Origin of the sequence: Pseudoalteromonas sp. SiA1, assembly GCF_018732205.1 — a bacterium.
GTDB lineage: Bacteria > Pseudomonadota > Gammaproteobacteria > Enterobacterales > Alteromonadaceae > Pseudoalteromonas > Pseudoalteromonas tetraodonis.
On sequence record NZ_CP076084.1, the window covers coordinates 2,121,936 to 2,140,966 of the forward strand.

Below are 19,031 nucleotides of genomic sequence, written 5' to 3' on the forward strand. Positions count from 1 at the left end.
TGAAAGTTAGCCTTTTATTACATAAATATTTTATTGTTTATCCGACCACTAATGACATCTATTTAGTCTACGCCGCCGACTTTAAATAAACATTAAGCTTAACAATTGTTCGTTTAATATTAGTTTGTTGATAAAGTGAACACCGTTCGCACTGTATTGTTTATAAAAGCTTCACTCAGCACATTTTTATCATTCAAGTGTTGACACATTTGCAACTCTATCTATAATAGCGCCCCACAACAACGCAGCAATGTGGTGTTGTTTAGATGCGGGTGATTAGCTCAGTTGGGAGAGCATCGCCCTTACAAGGCGAGGGTCACTGGTTCAAGTCCAGTATCACCCACCACATTTTAATGTGTCGTATCTAAGATTCTATATGGGCGTTAGCTCAGTTAGAAAAAAGAGAGCTCACCGTTATTTACAAGTAACGGCAAGGTTCACTGGTTAAAGTCCAGTACTACTAAAATTTAATAGTAGCGTTTGAATTTATATGTGGGTGATTAGCTCAGTTGGGAGAGCATCGCCCTTACAAGGCGAGGGTCACTGGTTCAAGTCCAGTATCACCCACCACATATAAAACCTATTGTTATATTAATAGTGATATGTATTAAAATTGTAATATGGGTCGTTAGCTCAGTTACAAGAAATGAGAGCATCACCGCTATTTACAAGTAACGGCGAAGTTCACTGGTTAAAGTCCAGTACTATTTATTTTAATAGTAGCGTTTTAATTTATATGTGGGTGATTAGCTCAGTTGGGAGAGCATCGCCCTTACAAGGCGAGGGTCACTGGTTCAAGTCCAGTATCACCCACCACATATAAAATCTATTATTATGTTAATAGTGATTTGTATTAAAATTGTAATATGGGTCGTTAGCTCAGTTACAAGAAATGAGAGCATTACCGCTATTTACAAGTAACGGCGAAGTTCACTGGTTAAAGTCCAGTACTATTTATTTTAATAGTAGCGTTTTAATTTATATGTGGGTGATTAGCTCAGTTGGGAGAGCATCGCCCTTACAAGGCGAGGGTCACTGGTTCAAGTCCAGTATCACCCACCACATATAAAATCTATTATTATGTTAATAGTCATGTTTTAAAGTTGTAATATGGGTCGTTAGCTCAGTTGGGAGAGCATCGCCCTTACAAGGCGAGGGTCACTGGTTCAAGTCCAGTACGACCCACCATTCTTTGAATGGTGCATATTACAAGATATCTAAATGGGTGATTAGCTCAGTTAGAAAAAGAGAGCATCACCGCTATTTACAAGTTACGGCGAGGTTCACTGGTTAAAGTCCAGTACTATTTATTTTAATAGTAGCGTTTTAATTTATATGTGGGTGATTAGCTCAGTTGGGAGAGCATCGCCCTTACAAGGCGAGGGTCACTGGTTCAAGTCCAGTATCACCCACCACATATAAAATCTATTATTATGTTAATAGTCATGTTTTAAAGTTGTAATATGGGTCGTTAGCTCAGTTGGGAGAGCATCGCCCTTACAAGGCGAGGGTCACTGGTTCAAGTCCAGTACGACCCACCATTTTTTGAATGGTGCATATTACAAAAATCTAAATTCTCCAGTATCACCTTCCATTTTAATATTCATTATCCTTCACTCCTTTAGTTCATGTTCAGTATTAATTGCCATTTAGAAATTCGTTATCAAGCAATTCTTCGGTTTCAAAAAAAATCAGTATTACCAATCACATGCCAAAAACCTATCTTCCGAGTTTTATTATCTCCAAAATCATTTTGTTTAAACTTATTTTATTACGCGTGCTATCCATTTACTTTAAATGGGTTTTTAGCTCTTTTAAGATAAAAATATAAACCTTTAGAATTAATTTGCTTAATAAGCTCTCATCTTCGAAGCGAATCTTTAAATTACCTTGTAAGCGTCTAAACTGTTGATTATAGTCTGTGTTAAATTCAATTACGCTTAAGCCAATGTCTAAAAATATTTTTAATGAAGCAAAAATACTGATTGTAGAGGAGCAGCCACTTGCTCAAAGCTACATGAAACAGTCGCTCGAAAAAATTGGCTTTGGACATATGCGTTTTGCAGATCATGCTCTAGCGGCAAAAGAACAATGCTTACATGAAGAATTTGACTTGGTAATTTGCTCTTTTAATCTAAGCAAACGCCAAGATGGCTACCAGCTTTATGAAGAATTACGCGCTAAAGCATTAATAAAACACTCTACTGGGTTTATTTTTACATCTGCGGAAACTAGCGGAGAGTTAGTTCACAGTGTGTTAGAACTTCAACCCGATGACTTTTTAGTAAAACCTTTCTCTGTACAAGAGCTAAGAGTGCGCATAGAGCGTATTCTCAAACGCAAAAGCGACTTAAAAGCTATATACACTTTAATTGATGACGATAACCAGTCTAAAGCATTAAAAAAAATTAATGCTCAGCTTGATAAAAGTAATAAATACAGCCCTATTCTGCTTAGATTAAAAGGTAATATTTTACTGGCGCTAAAACAAAACCAAGAAGCGAAAGACTTTTTTAAATCAGTTTTGAATATTCAAAAATTTGCATGGGCAAAAGTAGGATTAGTAGAAGCCTTAATTGCTAACAATGAGCATATTTTGGCTCAACGCATGCTCAAAACTATGCTTGAACGTAATGAAACACGACTAGTTGCATTAGACTTATTAGGCCGTTTAGAAATAAAACTAAACCAGTTTGAGTTAGCTCAAGAGTTTTTAAGTCAAGCGGCCCATATTGCTCCACGTAATATAGACCGTCAAAAGTCACTGAACAGCGTATCGCTCATTAATAGAGATTATGAAACCAGCTACTTAACTCAAAAGGATATTGCCACTTTTGCTAAGTACTCTATGCATGATAGCCCAGACATTTATTTAAATGCCGCTCGTGCTGGGATTGATTTTGCACTAACCACAGATCAAACTGACCAAATAAACAGAATCTCCCGTCAAACAAATAAATATATTAATGAGCTAAAAACACAATTCCCAACCAGTAATGCACAAACTCAAATCGATGTGCTCAATGCACGCCTTTATTATTTAAAAGATGAACATAAAAAAGCGAAACAGTTGATTGAACAACTTGATGACAGCGATACTCAAATACGTTCAGTCGATGGTGCCCTAGATAAAGCAAAAGCATTACATGAATTAGGTTTTCATCAGAAGGCGCAAGCGCTATTTAGCCAAATTATTGATCATTGCGAACGCCACCCAAGTAGGAGCGACGCGACGTACTTGCGTTATATACAGCAACAGCAAAGTGAAAGACGTGATATTAAAATGGGGCCGAAGGAACTTAACAATCATGCAGTTAAACAGTTTGAGCGTGGCCAGTTAAATGTTGCTTTAGAGGCATTCAGTCAAGCCTTTAGGGTCATGCCACACAACCCAAGTATTGCGCTTAACTTATTACAGTGTTTAGTGGATAAATCAAAAAAACAGGGGGGCTCTTTCAATAGTCTATTGGCTCAAAAGTGCTTTAAACTATTAAAAAAATCACCCTTAGCAGAAGAGCAATCAGAGCGGTTCGATAAACTACTTCAGATTGCTAAAGAAATGAAACTAGAGATTAGCTAGGGCCTGTTGACATTTGCGGATTAAAATTTGTTCAAGCAAGGGACGATTTAATCGCAGCGTGAGGTTTGTAACCTAGTGGGCTCGATAACTGCTCCTGCGTTATTCTACTGGCTTACATCCATGTAAGAATAAGTAAAAGCCGAGCAAAGCTTCCGCGTCCTGCTCACGCCCCTTACCTACATCCATGTAGGCAACAAAGAGTTAATCGTCCTTTGGCAGAACCCTTTGGGCAGCGCCTGTTTGGAATTGATGCTACGTTATCGCCCATTTATGGGGAATAACCACACCACATAGGCTCTGCCTTGCCTAAATACCAAACAGACTGCTGCAAATTTAACCTTGGAAGGCCAACAGGCCCTAGAGCTTTTTCATTGCCAGTGCGTTTACACAGTAGCGCAAGCCGGAAGGAAGTGGGCCATCAGGGAAAATATGCCCTAAGTGCGCATCACACACATTACAAACAACTTCAACTCGCTCCATGCCATGGCTGTTATCCATTACATACCCTATCGCATCAACCGTTGCAGGTTGTGTAAATGAAGGCCATCCTGTGCCACTATCAAACTTTTCATCCGCATCAAACAGTAGGTTGTCACAACACACACATACGTACTTTCCCGGTTCTAATAGTGTGCAACTAGTTGAACTATTTGGTCGCTCTGTGCCTTTTTTACGGGTCACGTAATATTGCTCTTCGTTTAACAGTTCACGCCATTGCTGTTCTGTTTTAACTACTTTTTGAACCGGTGTCGGATTGCCATGGTTGGCAAAATTAACAATATCGTTCCATTTCAACATAACAACCTCATTGCGTTATAAATTTGCTTCATACTGAGCCAAAAGCATTGGCTGACAGCCTATCATTACGTCCGTGGCTAATACCACGATCAACGCTATTTAAACACTATACGGTGCTTCTCTGTTGCTGTAAGTATACAGCTTATATAAGCGTGTAATTGAGCTTGACTACCAGGAATACTCACGCTTAATTGCCTGTCATTATTACTATGCACTATTAGCTCATCGTCTTTTATCTCTATTGACTCAATATTGCTGATGACTAACCAATGCGGGCCATTCTTTTTATCAAACAACCCGGTTAAACTAAAAACAAACAAATGCTGTGCATCACGCTGAATAAAGTTACGCAGCGGGTTACGCATTTTAAATAACGGCGTTAACCGGTAACAGCACGAACAAAATACCACTATCCACAATAGCAATATCCCTTTAAACCAAATATGTTCGCCTAATGATAAAAAATAGCCAACGCAGATAATAATCAGCCCTATAAAGGCCACTACTTGCGCTATTTTTTTATTAATAGTGTGCATAATCTCTTACTTTTTATCGGTTGCTTTTTCTGTCGGCTCAGGCCAATCACTAAAAAAAACACTTAAATAACGACTTTTTGCCAAATACCACAATACCCACAATACAATCACCATTTGTATGGCTAAAAACAGTGAAAAGCGATAATGACTATGGGCCGCCTGGATACTTAACCACGACAAGTCTATTAGCGCGCAAGCAATAAGCGGCCAACGCATGTATCGCCAAATACGCGCTAACCGTTTCGTAGCTTGATGCGAGTCTCTGGGTCTGCGTAAACAAAACAAAATAGTGGGTACAATTGCCACGGCACCAATTGCTATGGCAATAAAAAAATCATTTTTTGATTTAAAAAACAATGACATTAGATCAAGTTCAGGACGACGGCTCAGCGCGGCAATCACCCAAATAAAATAGGCCCGCAGTAACACTAAAATACTCAAATGAAACGCTATTGGCGTACGATAGCTACCATATTTATCCCAGTATTCAGGTCCATAACGGCTCACAACTGGTTTTTCCTATCGGCAATAGTGCCCAAAATAAAAAATGCAGCTAATAATGTGAGCCCTAACCACTTAGTACCAAAAAACAGTAAGGCTTTAGTTAGCAGTGGGCTTAACCACACCACTAATAAACCAAACCCAAACGCGGTGATCAACACAAAACATGCCACCCTTATAATAAAGTGACGCCTAGCTACCACGCCTTTGGTGAGCTTTAAAATATCATCCGCATAAAGCGACACTAAGCACACCATCAAAAGCAATGATAAATGCGGTAAATAGCCTTGTAGCCACTGGCCTAGGTCAATTAACAAGGTATTAAGTATATTTGTAAAACTAGCCATTATGAGTCTCTAACAAAGTAATTAAATCATCCTCTGTCAGTATTTCTATACCGAGTTCTTGCGCTTTAGTTAGTTTAGAGCCGGCTTTTTCGCCCGCCACTAGCGCATCCGTTTTGGCTGAAACACTGCCAGATACCTTGGCACCTAATTGTTGTAAGCGCGCTTTCGCATCATTGCGATTAAGCGTATTAAGCGTCCCAGTTAGCACATAAGTTAAACCCGCTAGCGGTTGTTCTTGCTCTGATGGCGCTGTTAACTGTGGCCAGTTAATGCCTTGGGCTATTAATTCGTTCACCACGGTTAAATTATGCTCTTCAGTAAAAAAGCCACGCACGTGCTTTGCCACTATTTCACCTACATCGCTTACTTCAATCAGCTGTTCAATGCTGGCATCGATTACGTTTTCAAGCGTTAAAAAATGATTAGCTAAGTTTTGCGCGGTTGCCTCACCGACTTCACGGATACCCAGTGAATATAAAAACTTTGCTAAGGTAGTCGTTTTTGCATCATCAAGTGCGGCAACTAAGTTTTTTGCTGATTTTGGCCCCATTCGTTCAAGTGATTCAAAATGTCCCTGCTTTAAAATAAATAAATCAGCCGGGGTTTTGATCAGCTCTCGGTCAACTAATTGATCAACAATTTTGTCGCCTAAGCCGTCAATATCTAATGCCTTACGCGATGCAAAATGCTTAATCGCTTGTTTACGTTGTGCTTGGCATACTAAGCCACCGGTACAACGTGCAACGGCTTCACCTTCAACCCGTTCAATATGCGAGTCACAAATGGGGCACATAGTTGGAAAGACAATTTCTTTTGCATCGCTTGGGCGTTGCTCAAGTACCACTTGAGTAATTTGCGGGATAACATCCCCTGCGCGGCGAATAATCACGGTGTCGCCCACTTTAACGCCTAAACGAGCTATTTCGTCGGCATTATGCAGCGTTGCATTTGATACCGTAACACCCCCAACAAATACTGGTTCTAGTCTTGCTACGGGTGTAATTGCCCCTGTACGCCCTACTTGAAATTCAACATCTAATAATTGCGTTATTTCTTCTTGCGCCGGAAATTTATAAGCGATTGCCCAACGCGGTGCACGAGCTACAAAGCCTAAGCGCTCTTGTAAGGCTTTTTTATTTACCTTTATTACCACGCCATCTATTTCGTACTTTAGCTCGCTACGACGCGTTAAAATATCATTGTAATAGGCAAGCGCAGCCTTTGGGCCTTCAACTAATTTGGTTTCTGGACACAGCGGTAATCCCCAATCGGTAAGCTTAGCAAGTTGCTGGTAGTGATCTTCAGGTAAGGTGCCATCGGCAACTAATCCGGTGCTGTAGGCATAAAACATCAATGGGCGTTTTGCGGTAATTTTTGAGTCGAGCTGGCGTAAACTTCCTGCCGCCGCATTACGTGGATTAACAAAGACTTTATCGCCACGTTTTTCTGCCTCTGCATTTAATTTTTCAAAGCCCGCGCTATCCATAAATACCTCACCGCGCACTTCAAGTTCACGAGGGTAATCATCACCGCGCAATTTTAATGGCACATTACGGATTGTTTTTACATTTTGAGTAATATTTTCGCCAGTAAAACCATCGCCACGGGTCGCCGCTTGAACCAGTACTCCATCGCGATAAATAATCGATACCGCTAAACCATCCAGTTTAGGCTCACAGCAAAATGCAAGCTCTTCAGTGCTCATTAAGCGCTCTTTAATACGACGATTAAAACCGCTAAATTCATCCTCACCAAAGGCGTTATCAAGCGATAACATAGGCACTTGGTGCGCTACTTGCTCAAACTTGGCAAGCGCCGCTCCTCCAACTTTTTGAGTGGGTGAATCGGCTGTTAAAAACTCAGGGTGCTGGCTTTCTAATTCACTTAGTGTCCGTAACAAGCGGTCATATTCGGCATCAGGTATGCTGGGTGTATCAAGCACATAATAACTATAATTGTGTTGCTCAAGCGTGGTACGAAGATGATTAATTTGCTCACTAATGCTGCTTGTCATGTAGACCTCAAAAAACATAAAAAAAGCCACTTTGACGAGTGAACGCCCAGTGGCTTACAAAATTTAACTTATGCGTATGTTACGCAGAAAATGCGCGAACCTGTTCAACATATTGACGAATACGCTCTACCGTCATTACATTTCGCTCTGCATCTAAAATATCGGCACCAAATTCATCCGCTATTTTTTTAGCGGCGCTGTGCAGCATGTTAAACGCGGCTAAACCGTCGCCATCGCATGGCAGAGTCATAAATAAGCTCACCCCAGCGGTGCTAAATTGTTCCATATTATCAATATCGAACGTGCCTGGGTTATACATATTCACCAGCCTAAATAACACCGGCCCTTGGCCTGCTGGATCTAGGTGGCGATTAAAAAAGCCTTCTTCTGAATATTTAAAACCTAGCATGTTAACAGCAGGCAGTAATTTACTGCCTTGCATAGTGAGCCCTTCTGGCATTTGAATATGCACAATGACAAAGTCTGCAACGTCTTTAGGGGCATCTTGTTGTGTGTCTGCGGCCTCTTCTGTTACCACTTCAAGGTCATCCTCGATAGGTGTATTTACTGGGCTTTCGTCTATCTGTGGTTCATCAGCGCTGAAGTTTAACTCACTCATTTGTGGCTCTTCTCGTTGCGCTAACGTTGGCTCTTGTGGCTCAGTATGTACAGATGAAGGCTGCTGTTCTTGAACAGGCTCGACTCGCTCATTTGCAGGGAGTTCAGCATTCTCTTTTTTTCTTACTGACCACAAACCGTGTATTAATAAGCCACCAATGACAAATACACTGATCACAATTAAAACCCATCTTAATTCTTCGGCCATCCCCTCACCTTTTATTATTAATATGCCTAACAGCCATCATTTTACCTAAAATAACCAGCAAATGACTATAAAATTATGCATGTGCAAGTTGCACCGCTTGTTCAATATCCACAGCAACCATGCGCGACACGCCGGGCTCTGCCATGGTTACACCCGTTAATCTACCCGCCATTTCCATTGCAATTTTATTATGACTAATATAAATAAACTGCACAGATTGTGACATTTCTTCAACCAAACGGCAAAAACGAACCACATTGGCATCATCTAATGGAGCATCTACCTCGTCCAGCATACAGAATGGAGCTGGATTGAGCCTGAATATAGAAAACACCAATGATAATGCGCTCAGCGCTTTTTCTCCACCACTTAACAAATGAATTGTCGAATTTTTTTTACCTGGTGGCCTTGCCATTATACTAACACCACTTTCGAGTAAATCGTCACTGGTTAATTCTAAGTAAGCACTGCCGCCGCCAAACACTTTGGGGAAAAGCTGGCCAAAATCGTGATTTACCTGATCAAACGTAGACTTAAAGCGCGTTTTTGTTTCACGATCTATTTTATGAATAGCGCCTTCTAAAGCTGTTAATGCTTGGGTTAAATCGTCCAGCTGATTATTTAAATAATCACTTCTTTGCTTCGCTTGTTCAAATTCATCAATGGCTGCAAGGTTAACGGCTCCTAATTGCTCTAGCTGATTACTTACTCCAGCAAGTTGATTTTGCGCCGCATTTAATGACAACTCTGCAGGAAGCTCTGCTAATACCTGTTTTAAATTTTGATTAAGCTCACTAAGTGGCTCTAGTACCGCTTGCGCTTTTATTAGTAAGCTTTGCTCTTCAATACTCAGTTTTTGATGCTGCTCTTGCAATGCCACCAGCTCAGCTTGTGACGTTTTTAAACTCGCTTGTTTGTTTTGTAATTCTTGTTTTGCTTGAGCTAACTGCTGCTGAATATCCACAAGGGTTTGTTCGCCTTGTTGGTGCTGTACTAATAATTGCTCAATACTTAGTGCAAGCTCTTGCTCAGGAATAAGTAACGCTTCAATCTGCTCTATTATCTCTTGCGCACCCTCTTCGGCACTAGTAAACGCCTGTACAGCATGACTCAGTTTTGTTTGACTGAGCTGCCATTCACTTCGTGCTTTTTGCTCATTAAGGTTTGCCTGATGCGCTAGTGTTTTATATTGTTCAGCATTATTAATAGCTTGTTTGTAACGCTCATCACTATTTATTCGTGTGCTATCGGCTTGGTTAAGCTCTTCAGCTAAGGCCTGTAACTGCTGTGCAAGCTGTTCATTTTTATCAAGCTCTTCGCTCAATAATTCGCTTAACTGCTGTTGTTGTTCTAGCAGAGGCTGACGCTGTTGTTGTAATTTCGTCACCTGCTGCAGATGTTGATCAGCTTGCGCTTTAAGCATATCGCCACGCGTTGTTGCTACAGCAAGTTGTTGTGCTAATTGATGAATAGTGTCTTTGCGCTCGTTTTGCTGCTCGGTTATTAATGCAGCTTGCGCTTGATGATCTTCAAGTGTGGAGTGTGCGTTCGTCAATGCCTGTTGTTGTTGCTCAAGTAAGGTTTCTTGCTGCTTGAGTTTTTTGTGCATTAATAATAAGGAATTTTCTGCATTTTTATCGCCACTTACATGCCAGTTTCGACCGTGTAATGCCCCTTGCTTATCTATAACCGCAATATAACTATTGTCGTTAAGTGCGCTTATATCGCCGGCTTCATCATAAGCAATATGATTTAATAACTCAGGATACACGCCTGAGGTAATAAACGCGGCAATACTGTGCTTAGCTGCAGACTGCGATGCAATTTCCCACGTGCTATTTTCTGCTTTACCTTGTGATATATGAATATGCTCAAGTGATGACAGCGCCTGCTCGACTAAAAACTCATAACCCGACTGAACAGTTAACTGCTTAAATAAGGTTAAACTTTCATCGCTGCTTTTTTCAAGCCCAAGAGTAGTTTGTAGCCCCGCTATACCGGCTTTTAATTCATTTACTTGCTGAGATAAATGCTGCCAATCTTGCTGTGCATCATCTAGCTGTTGCTGCTGAGTAGTTTGCGCAGTTTGGCCTTTACTGTGAGCCGTTTGCGCTTTCGCTAGCTGCTCAGTCAGGGCTTGTCTGTGCTGTTGTTGCTGAGTTAATAGCTGCTCTATCTCACTGTGTTTTAACTCATCTATTTGCTCATCAAGCTGCGTTAGTTGTTGCTTAACATAACTGAGTTTCTGTTCTGTATGTTTTACTGCGTTGGTATGCGCTAACTGCTGATTATGCAATTGTTGATAATCTTCTTTTAGCGATTGCCAGTGTGATGTGTCGGCATTTTTAATCTCCAGCAGCCGATTAACCTCATCGGTAAGCTCTATAACCTGCTCGCTACACATTAAGTTATGCTCTACAGCCTGTTGTAAGCTGTCATCTAACTCTTGGCAGAGACTTTGTTGCTGCGTTTTGACTTCTTCACTTTGATTTTTTTGTTGCTCTAACTTGGCTAAATTTTGTTTCAGTGACAGCGTTTGTTGTTTAATGCTAATTTGCTGCTGTTCACTGCGAGTCAATTCTGTATGTGTATGGTGCTGCTGTTGCTGTGCATCATTAAGTTTATCTTGCTGAACTTGTACTTGAGCTTCAAGACTTGCCAGAACATCATCATGGCCTGAATGCGCCGTTTTAAAAAAGCTGATTTGTTCATCCAGTTTTTTTATTTGTGCGCTTTTATCAACTTGTTGCTGATGCAGCTTTTGCCATTTTAATACCGCTATTTGCCCCTTTAAAGTGCGTTCTTGGGTTTTAAATTCGCGGTATTTTTTAGCATCAACCGACTGTACTGCAAGTTTATCAAGCTGATTTTGTAGCTCTTGGCGAACATCGAGGAGTCGCTCTAGGTTTTCTCGGGTGCTCTTTATGCGGGTTTGTGTTTCACGGCGGCGCTCTTTGTATTTCGATACGCCTGCCGCTTCTTCTAAAAAAACACGCAGCTCTTGCGGTTTGCTCTCAATTAAACGCGAGATCATGCCTTGTTCTATAATAGCGTAGCTTCGCGGCCCAAGCCCAGTGCCTAAAAATATATCGGTAATATCACGTTTGCGGCATTTGCTACCATTTAAAAAGTACAGCGATTGGCCATCGCGAGTTACCAAACGCTTAATAGCCACTTGGTTACGATCAGCAAAGGTATTGGGTAATTTACCTTGGGTATTATCAAATATGAGTTCAACAGAAGCTTGTGAGATGGGCTTGCGGTTAGTGGAGCCATTAAAAATAACATCTGTCATGGCATCGCCACGTAAATTTTTAGCTGAGCTTTCACCAAGCACCCATCGCACCGCATCAATCACGTTCGATTTGCCACAGCCATTAGGGCCGACAACACACGTCATTTGATCCGGAAATGGAATTTTAGTGGGCTCTACAAAGGATTTAAAGCCCGCTAATTTTATAGTGCTTAAGCGCATCTGTTTGTTTTACCAATTTTTATTATTTTTGTTAGTTTTTACAATTTAACCTATTTTTAGGCAAAAGGTTAAGCTTGGCGTTTAAAGTTATCTAAAATAATGCCCGTTGCCATTGCCACGTTAAGCGATTCAGCACCGCCAAAGGCGGGAATAGTAATTTTATTACTCACAAGCGCGGCACACTGCTGGCGTATGCCATGTGACTCGCTGCCCATTAATAAAACCCCTTTCCCAGTAAACTGACAGTGATGAACATTCTCGCCCTCTAAAAATGCACCATAAATAGGCACATCCAAAGATGTTAAATAGCTAGGTAAATCAACTTGGCTTACCGATACACGAACAAATGACCCCATAGTGGCGCTAATTGTTTTTGGGTTATACGGATCGGCACTGTCAGTGCTGGCAACAATGTGTTTTATACCGTACCAATCAGCCACGCGAATGATGGTACCTAAATTACCCGGATCAGACACTCCATCTAAGGCCAATATTAAGCTGTTTTCATCGGGTAATGTGGTGCTTGGCATATCAACAATGGCAATCGCCGCATTATTACTGACTAAAGTACTTACCTTTGTTAACTGCTCTTCATCAGCAACAATAAAATGCGTATTGGGGTATGCCGCTTGGTTAGTATCAATAAAGGTTTGCGTTGCAAATACATCGTTTACTTTTAATGGGCTATTTAATAACTCCAGTACATTTTTTTCGCCTTGTACTAAGTATTGGTTAAATTGCTTGCGATACTTTTTTTGGCCAAGCTGGCGAATAAGTTTAAGTTGGTTTTTTGAAATCATGACAGCCCCATTAAATTATCTGCACAGTATACCAGAGGTGACTTAAAGTGCAGCCCCATAAACAGTAAAAGCAATAAAAATAGCCTACTTACAATCAGCTAGCTAATTATAAAGATTGTTTTTATTCTCTAAAAAGGGTAAATTTACAAAAAATTACAAGGACTTTTTTTAAATGGAATCAATACACCCAACTTCACCTAAGTCAAACCAAACACCCCCTGCTATTTTTAGCGGTAAAGTACAATTTAGCGGCAAAGCCGGCGAATTTTTTGGCATATGGAGTGTTAATATACTACTTAGTATTATTACTCTCGGAATTTACTCTGCATGGGCAAAAGTACGCACCTACCGTTATTTTTACGGCCATACGCGTATCGACGGCCATAGCTTTGACTACCTAGCCACTCCTATACAAATTCTAAAAGGCCGCATTTTAGCGGTAATCGTGTTTTTAATTTACACCATACTAAGCAGCCTCGCACCGGCGATAGGCCTTTTATTTGCTATTGGTTTTTTATTTTTGTTGCCATGGATCATTAACCAAGGTTTGCGCTTTAACATGCGTATGACCCGCCATCGTAATGTACGCTTTGCTTTTTCAGGTAATTACGGCGATGCATTTATTAACTTTGTTTTATTACCTATTGCGAGTGTGTTCACATTACACCTATTGCTGCCGTATGTATTAAAGCGAATTGATCAATATATGCATGAAAACATCAGCTATGGAAACAAACCTCTCACAGTAAACCTTAAGGGCGAACGCTATTATATCGCTGCACTTATTACCCTAGGAGTTGCAATTGGTGGCTTAGTTATTTTTGGCATTTTTGCTGGTGCAAGTGCCTTAACGATCGATAACTTAAACACACAAAACTTTAGCCTTTCGACAATTGTAGTGCCGCTATTAATTGCTGCGTTGTATATTGCGTTTTTAACACTGGTAGGCGCTGTTTATCATTCGCTTATTAGAAATCATATTTTTAATAACAGCGAATTTACAGAGGTCGCTACCTTTGAATCGAGCTTAAAAGCTATTGACTATGCAATTTTACTATTTACCAATGTACTGGCAATTATTTTTACCTTAGGACTGGCCTACCCGTGGGCTAAAGTACGTAGAGCAAAGCTGTTAGCATCGGTTACAGAGGTCACTATTTATAGCGCTGCACTTTCGTTGATTGATGTTGCACAAAATGAGCAGTCATCATTTGCTGAAGAAGCTGCTAATGTGTTTGATATTGATATTTCACTCACCTAATGAGTAATTATCCTATTTTTGGCTGTTATTATTACCCTAATAGCAGCCAATATATTAAAAGCTACGCACGCCTTTCCCATGAGCAAATAACGCTTGTTGACTCTGAGAATACGACGTTACTTTCATCAACTTTAGACGATTGCCAACTTGATAGTCCGTTACCGGGCATGGCATCAGAGTTAAATTTTGCTGATGGTGGGCGATTTGTTCCTCAAGATGTAGAATTTAGATGGCCATTCGCGCTTAAAAAGCATGGACTAAGTGAACGCTTAGAAAAAAATAAGATTCTTATTGTTGCATCCGTGCTGCTAATTCCCCTATTGCTTTGGTTAATTTTATACCGCTTAATACCATCAGTAGCCGTATATAGCGTTAACTTAGCACCTGCCTCGACAATTGAAACGATGGGAGAGCAAACGCTCAGTGTGATAGAAAAAGTCGCATTAGAACCTTCTCAACTTTCTACTAATAAGCAATCAGAAATACAGCAACAATGGCGTTTAATGCTTAACTCACTCAATTTAGACAGTGCAAAATTTAGACTCTCTTTTTATCAGTCAGATTATTTTTCAGCTAATGCGTTTGCTCTTCCTAATGGGCGGGTTGTTGTGACTGACGAACTTGTTGAGCTATTAAAGAATGAACCTGATGCCCTGCGTGCTATTTTACTTCATGAAATTGGTCATGTTCAGCACCATCACAGCATTCGCCTTGCAGCACAAGCTGCAGCGAGCACCGTTGTATTTGCAATTATTTTTGGTGATTTAGAAGGGATATTAGAGGTCGTGCTTGGCTCTGGTTCATCTTTTTTACAACAAGCGTTTTCACGAGATATGGAACAAGAGGCCGATGAATATGCTATTAAAAATCTTTTAAAATTAGGATATTCTAACCACGACTTTGCTGATGCAATTGAAGCACTGGAAAATAATTTAAAAGCACAAGAGGCGACCCTTGATGATACTTGGTTAAAGTATTTATCAACGCACCCAAGCTCTCAAGAGCGAATAGAATATGCGAGGCAATATAAACCACTATGACCCCTGAACTGAATTTATTGTTATTAGTCATCATTGTGATAACGCTTGGCTACGGGTTTATTTATCCGCGCTTTGCAGGCAGCAGCTTTAAAAAGGTATCGGTACAAGATTTATTTGCAACAGGCATTACGCTATTAATTGCATCTCGCCTTTATTACAACTCGGGCGTGCAATTTAGCTGGTTACTATTTGAAGTTAATTGGTTTTGGTTTACTTTTTTAACTTACGTAATAATCGAAATTCCGGTGTTTTTTATTTATGCTAAAAAGCACAATATGCAGTTTTCATAGTACTCTTATTTTTATACAAAAAAAGCGCCAAATTGGCGCTTTTTTGAGCTGCATTAAAACATACTAATATTTATGCTTAAGTGCCCACAAATGCAATAATTCACTGGCAATCGTTGCTGCGGCAATGGCGGTGAGCTCACTTTGGTCATAAGAAGGCGATACTTCAACTACATCCATACCCACCATATTAATGCCTTTGAGTGCACGTAAAATTTTCAGCACTTTATCAGAAGTTAAACCACCACATACTGGTGTACCTGTACCTGGCGCAAAGGCAGGGTCTAAACAATCTATATCAAAGGTTAAGTAAACCGGTAAATCGCCCACTCGCTCAATAATCTGCGCTGCAATATCATTCGCATGAAGATCATTGGCCTGCATAGCATCAATCACTGCAAACTCATGCTTGCTTTGATCAAAGTCGGTACGAATGCCGAGCTGAATACTGTGATTAACATCAATCAACCCTTCCATTGGCGCATGATAAAACATAGTACCGTGATCAAAACGCGACCCATTACTATAGGTATCGGTGTGCGCATCGAAATGCACTAACGCCATTTTGCCATGAATTTTTGCATGTGCGCGCAACAGCGGTAACGTTACGAAATGATCGCCACCTAAGCCTAATAATGTTTTACCTTGGCGAAGTATTTGCTCTGCCGCCATTTCTAGCTGGGCAGTAAAATACTCAGGATCGCCTACCGGATAGGTAAAATCGCCAGCATCCGCTACTTTTAGCCGTTCAAACAAAGGAAACGTCCACGGATATTTAGTATCTTCCCATGCTAAATGCACCGACGCTCTGCGAATTGCATCTGGCCCCAAGCGGGCACCAGGGCGCCCAGAGGTGGCTAAATCAAACGGTAAGCCTAGTACTACTACATCGGCGTCTATGGCGTTAATGTTTTGTACCATAGGACGACGTAAAAACGTCATCCCATTTGAGTATAATGAGTGGTCAACATGACCAAACAAGCTAGACATTGCTTATAACTCTTCTAAATAAGTGTAGCCGTCAAGGCCGCTTTGCAATTCGTCGAGGACGCTTTGCTGTTCATCTACTGCAATTTTTGCGCTGACTAACTGCGCATAAGACTGCTGAAAACCTTCAACATCTAAATGTACATAACGCATCATGTCAGCAACAGTATCACCGAGGTTAATTTCTGTAATGCTGGCAACACCTTGCTCATCCATATTGACAATAGCACTGTGCGTATCACCAAATAAGTTATGCATATCGCCTAGAATCTCTTGATAGGCACCCACCAAGAAAAATCCCATTAAATACGGTTTATCGGCTGAGTATTCAGGTACTGGTAACGTACTTTCAATACCTTGGCCATCTACATAATGCTCTAAAGCGCCATCTGAGTCACAAGTAATATCCAATAACACCGCGCGCTTTTGCGGTGCTTGCGTTAAACCACTTAATGGCAATACTGGAAACACTTGATCAATTCCCCACGCGTCTGGCAATGACTGAAACAATGAGAAATTTACAAAAAACTTGTCCGCTAAACGCGCATTTAGGTCATCTATAATCGGTCGATGAAAACGGTTTTTGTTATCCATTAATTTATTGAGTTCATAACAAACGCGTAAGTTTATTTGCTCTGCCCATGCACGCTGGGTTAAATCTAATAATCCCATCGCAAACTGACTATGCGCTTCGGCTAAATCACCTTGGCTGTCGTGAAAAATTTCAATTAATGCACGGTCATCAGTAAGCACATGCAGTTGTTGCCATGACGTCCACATGTTTTTAAGTAGCTGCGGCGCTTCGTCAGCTGGTGCTTCTATTTCTTCTGGTGTATACGTTTCGGTGCCAATTACATTGGAAATAAGCACTGCATGATGCGCCGTTAATGCTCTTCCCGACTCTGAAATAATGGTAGGGAAAGGCTGTTCATACTGCTTACAAATATCACCGATGGTGTACACAATATTATTTGCGTATTCAGCTAAACTGTAATTCATTGAGTTGTGTGATTGACTGCGCGTGCCGTCGTAATCAACCGCTAAACCGCCGCCTACATCAAGACACTCTATGTGTGCACCCAACTTACGTAATTCACAATAAAAACGCGCAGCCTCGCTTACACCTAAGCGCACATCACGAATGTTGGCCATTTGCGAACCTAAGTGAAAATGCACCAGTTGGACTAAATCTAGCTGATCTGTTTCTTTTAAACGGTTTACTACATACAGCACTTGAGAAGCAGATAAACCAAACTTAGATTTTTCTCCGCCACTGGCTTGCCACTTACCTTTGCCCTGCGATGCTAAACGCACACGAATACCAATACGTGGTTTTACATTTAATTCTTTAGCTTGGCTAAGTACCATATCCAGCTCAGACAGTTTCTCAAGTACGATATACACTTTATGGCCCAGCTTTTCGCCAATCAACGCTAAGCGCACATATTCTTTATCTTTGTAGCCATTACACACAATCACCGCACTGGTTTTTTCAGCCAGTGCTAATACGGTTAATAACTCTGGCTTGCTGCCTGCTTCTAAACCTAGCTGTTTTTTTTCTACTTGTGCTTGGCTGGCAACAATTTCTTCAACTACTTCGCGTTGTTGGTTAACTTTAATTGGATAAACTAATAAATAATCTTTTGGGTAACCATAGCTTTCTATAGCAGTATTAAATGCACCACATAAGCTATGCACGCGATGGTGTAAAATTTGTGGAAAGCGAACTAACGCTGGCAAACTTAAGCCTTTTTCTTCAAGTTGCTTAGCAATGTCTGTTAGTGCAATGGTTTGCTGTGGGGCATCAGCCTTAGGCGCAACATACACATCACCTTGATCATTAATACCAAAAAAACCTTGGCTCCAATGACGAACGTTGTAGCTCGTACGAGCTTGTTCAAGTGATGTTGTCTCTTTCATTTATCTTTCTCTTTTATTTATGAATGCCAAACCGGCTAGTTGCGCGCATTAAAAGAAAAATAGCGATTCATGTCCAACAAGTATTTCTACTCGTAACGAGTGAGGATTAAAATTGATAAAGAAAAACAGTAAATAGCGTATTATTAGCTGAGCGCAAGCTCCATAAATAGGCTGTTCGGGTTTTCTGTGTATTCACCAAAAGGGGCACATTGTACAAACCCTAAATTCTCGTAAAGATGGATTGATTGTCTTTGCTTTGGCCCTGTTTCTAGCTTTATGATTGGGATTTCTTCTTCGCCAGCATGGTGTAATAATATTTGCATAATACGGCGCGATAAGCCTTTTCCGCGATAACTAGGTTTGACATATAAACGGCGTATCTCGCCATAGGGCTTGGTATCAAACTGCATAACAATCGCCCCGCAAGCAATAATCCCCTCTTCATTTTTCAAGCCTATTGCATAGACATTGGGTTGGCCCAATTGACTAACAGACAATGACTGTGCTGTCGCTACTGGATATAAAGAATTAATAAGTCTGTCGATATCAGAAAAAACATTAATCACATCGGGATCATCAGGGGTTAAATCTATTAACTGCATAGGTTATCTCTAATTTATTTTCTTATTTGTTAGCAAACTATAACGCATTGTAACAAA

At 40.6% G+C, this 19,031-nt stretch carries 15 protein-coding genes and 7 tRNA genes; 11 read left to right on the forward strand and 11 right to left on the reverse strand.

The annotated features are described in order from the left end of the window. Positions 1-270 precede the first annotated feature (270 nt). From KK487_RS09775 to KK487_RS09810, 8 genes are all read left to right on the forward strand, one after another. Positions 271-346, forward strand: a tRNA-Val gene (locus tag KK487_RS09775). 148 nt (positions 347-494) lie between these two features. Next, positions 495-570 (forward strand) — tRNA-Val (locus KK487_RS09780). 170 nt (positions 571-740) lie between these two features. Further along, a tRNA-Val gene (locus KK487_RS09785) sits at positions 741-816 on the forward strand. Between the two features lie 170 nt (positions 817-986). Continuing rightward, positions 987-1,062 (forward strand) — tRNA-Val (locus tag KK487_RS09790). Positions 1,063-1,112: 50 nt separating this feature from the next. After that, positions 1,113-1,188: transfer RNA gene (locus tag KK487_RS09795), tRNA-Val, on the forward strand. Between the two features lie 151 nt (positions 1,189-1,339). Beyond that, a tRNA-Val gene (locus tag KK487_RS09800) sits at positions 1,340-1,415 on the forward strand. A gap of 50 nt (positions 1,416-1,465) precedes the next feature. Further along, a tRNA-Val gene (locus tag KK487_RS09805) sits at positions 1,466-1,541 on the forward strand. A gap of 407 nt (positions 1,542-1,948) precedes the next feature. Continuing rightward, positions 1,949-3,580 carry a response regulator gene (locus KK487_RS09810; protein ID WP_058155505.1) on the forward strand — a complete coding sequence of 544 codons (1,632 nt, stop codon included), beginning with the start codon at positions 1,949-1,951 and terminating at the stop codon, positions 3,578-3,580. Positions 3,581-3,937: 357 nt separating this feature from the next. Here KK487_RS09810 and msrB read toward each other — a convergent pair whose 3' ends face one another. The 8 genes from msrB to KK487_RS09850 form a co-directional block, all read right to left on the reverse strand. Further along, a complete protein-coding gene (msrB, locus tag KK487_RS09815) occupies positions 3,938-4,378 on the reverse strand; it encodes a peptide-methionine (R)-S-oxide reductase MsrB (RefSeq protein WP_013465299.1) in 441 nt (146 codons plus the stop codon). A 95-nt stretch (positions 4,379-4,473) separates the two neighbouring features. Then, entirely contained in the window at positions 4,474-4,914 is a 441-nt protein-coding gene (locus KK487_RS09820; protein ID WP_013465300.1) for a hypothetical protein, read from the reverse strand. A gap of 6 nt (positions 4,915-4,920) precedes the next feature. Next, positions 4,921-5,421 carry a DUF2919 domain-containing protein gene (locus tag KK487_RS09825; RefSeq protein ID WP_024602644.1) on the reverse strand — a complete coding sequence of 167 codons (501 nt, stop codon included), beginning with the start codon at positions 5,419-5,421 and terminating at the stop codon, positions 4,921-4,923. Next, positions 5,418-5,762: a DUF3392 family protein gene (locus KK487_RS09830; protein ID WP_013465302.1), complete on the reverse strand. Its 345-nt coding sequence runs from the start codon at positions 5,760-5,762 to the stop codon at positions 5,418-5,420. The genes KK487_RS09825 and KK487_RS09830 overlap by 4 nt, the downstream gene beginning before the upstream one ends. Further along, positions 5,755-7,776 carry an NAD-dependent DNA ligase LigA gene (gene ligA, locus KK487_RS09835; protein ID WP_215521729.1) on the reverse strand — a complete coding sequence of 674 codons (2,022 nt, stop codon included), beginning with the start codon at positions 7,774-7,776 and terminating at the stop codon, positions 5,755-5,757. The genes KK487_RS09830 and ligA overlap by 8 nt, the downstream gene beginning before the upstream one ends. A gap of 79 nt (positions 7,777-7,855) precedes the next feature. After that, complete coding sequence (gene zipA / locus KK487_RS09840; RefSeq protein WP_024602645.1) at positions 7,856-8,602, reverse strand: cell division protein ZipA; 747 nt, start codon at positions 8,600-8,602, stop codon at positions 7,856-7,858. A gap of 73 nt (positions 8,603-8,675) precedes the next feature. After that, positions 8,676-12,077: a chromosome segregation SMC family protein gene (locus KK487_RS09845; protein WP_215521730.1), complete on the reverse strand. Its 3,402-nt coding sequence runs from the start codon at positions 12,075-12,077 to the stop codon at positions 8,676-8,678. A 68-nt stretch (positions 12,078-12,145) separates the two neighbouring features. After that, entirely contained in the window at positions 12,146-12,877 is a 732-nt protein-coding gene (locus tag KK487_RS09850) for a TrmH family RNA methyltransferase (protein WP_215521731.1), read from the reverse strand. Positions 12,878-13,049: 172 nt separating this feature from the next. Here KK487_RS09850 and KK487_RS09855 point away from each other — a divergent pair, with 172 nt between their 5' ends. Genes KK487_RS09855 through KK487_RS09865 form a run of 3 tightly spaced genes read left to right on the forward strand, consistent with a single transcriptional unit; the run spans position 13,050 to position 15,468 of the window. After that, the gene (locus KK487_RS09855; protein WP_215521732.1) at positions 13,050-14,138 is read left to right on the forward strand and encodes a YjgN family protein; all 1,089 of its coding nucleotides are present in this window, start codon (positions 13,050-13,052) and stop codon (positions 14,136-14,138) included. Next, entirely contained in the window at positions 14,138-15,178 is a 1,041-nt protein-coding gene (locus tag KK487_RS09860) for a M48 family metallopeptidase (protein ID WP_215521733.1), read from the forward strand. The genes KK487_RS09855 and KK487_RS09860 overlap by 1 nt, the downstream gene beginning before the upstream one ends. After that, on the forward strand, positions 15,175-15,468 hold the full coding sequence (locus tag KK487_RS09865) for a hypothetical protein (protein ID WP_090494268.1): 294 nt from the start codon (positions 15,175-15,177) through the stop codon (positions 15,466-15,468). Before KK487_RS09860 ends, KK487_RS09865 begins: the two co-directional genes overlap by 4 nt. Positions 15,469-15,531: 63 nt before the next feature. On the opposite strand, the gene speB is transcribed toward KK487_RS09865, so the two are convergent. From speB to KK487_RS09880, 3 genes are all read right to left on the reverse strand, one after another. Continuing rightward, on the reverse strand, positions 15,532-16,455 hold the full coding sequence (gene speB / locus KK487_RS09870; RefSeq protein WP_013465310.1) for an agmatinase: 924 nt from the start codon (positions 16,453-16,455) through the stop codon (positions 15,532-15,534). Between the two features lie 3 nt (positions 16,456-16,458). After that, the gene (gene speA / locus KK487_RS09875) at positions 16,459-18,372 is read right to left on the reverse strand and encodes a biosynthetic arginine decarboxylase (protein ID WP_013465311.1); all 1,914 of its coding nucleotides are present in this window, start codon (positions 18,370-18,372) and stop codon (positions 16,459-16,461) included. A 143-nt stretch (positions 18,373-18,515) separates the two neighbouring features. Continuing rightward, entirely contained in the window at positions 18,516-18,974 is a 459-nt protein-coding gene (locus tag KK487_RS09880) for a GNAT family N-acetyltransferase (protein WP_033103812.1), read from the reverse strand. Positions 18,975-19,031 lie beyond the last annotated feature (57 nt).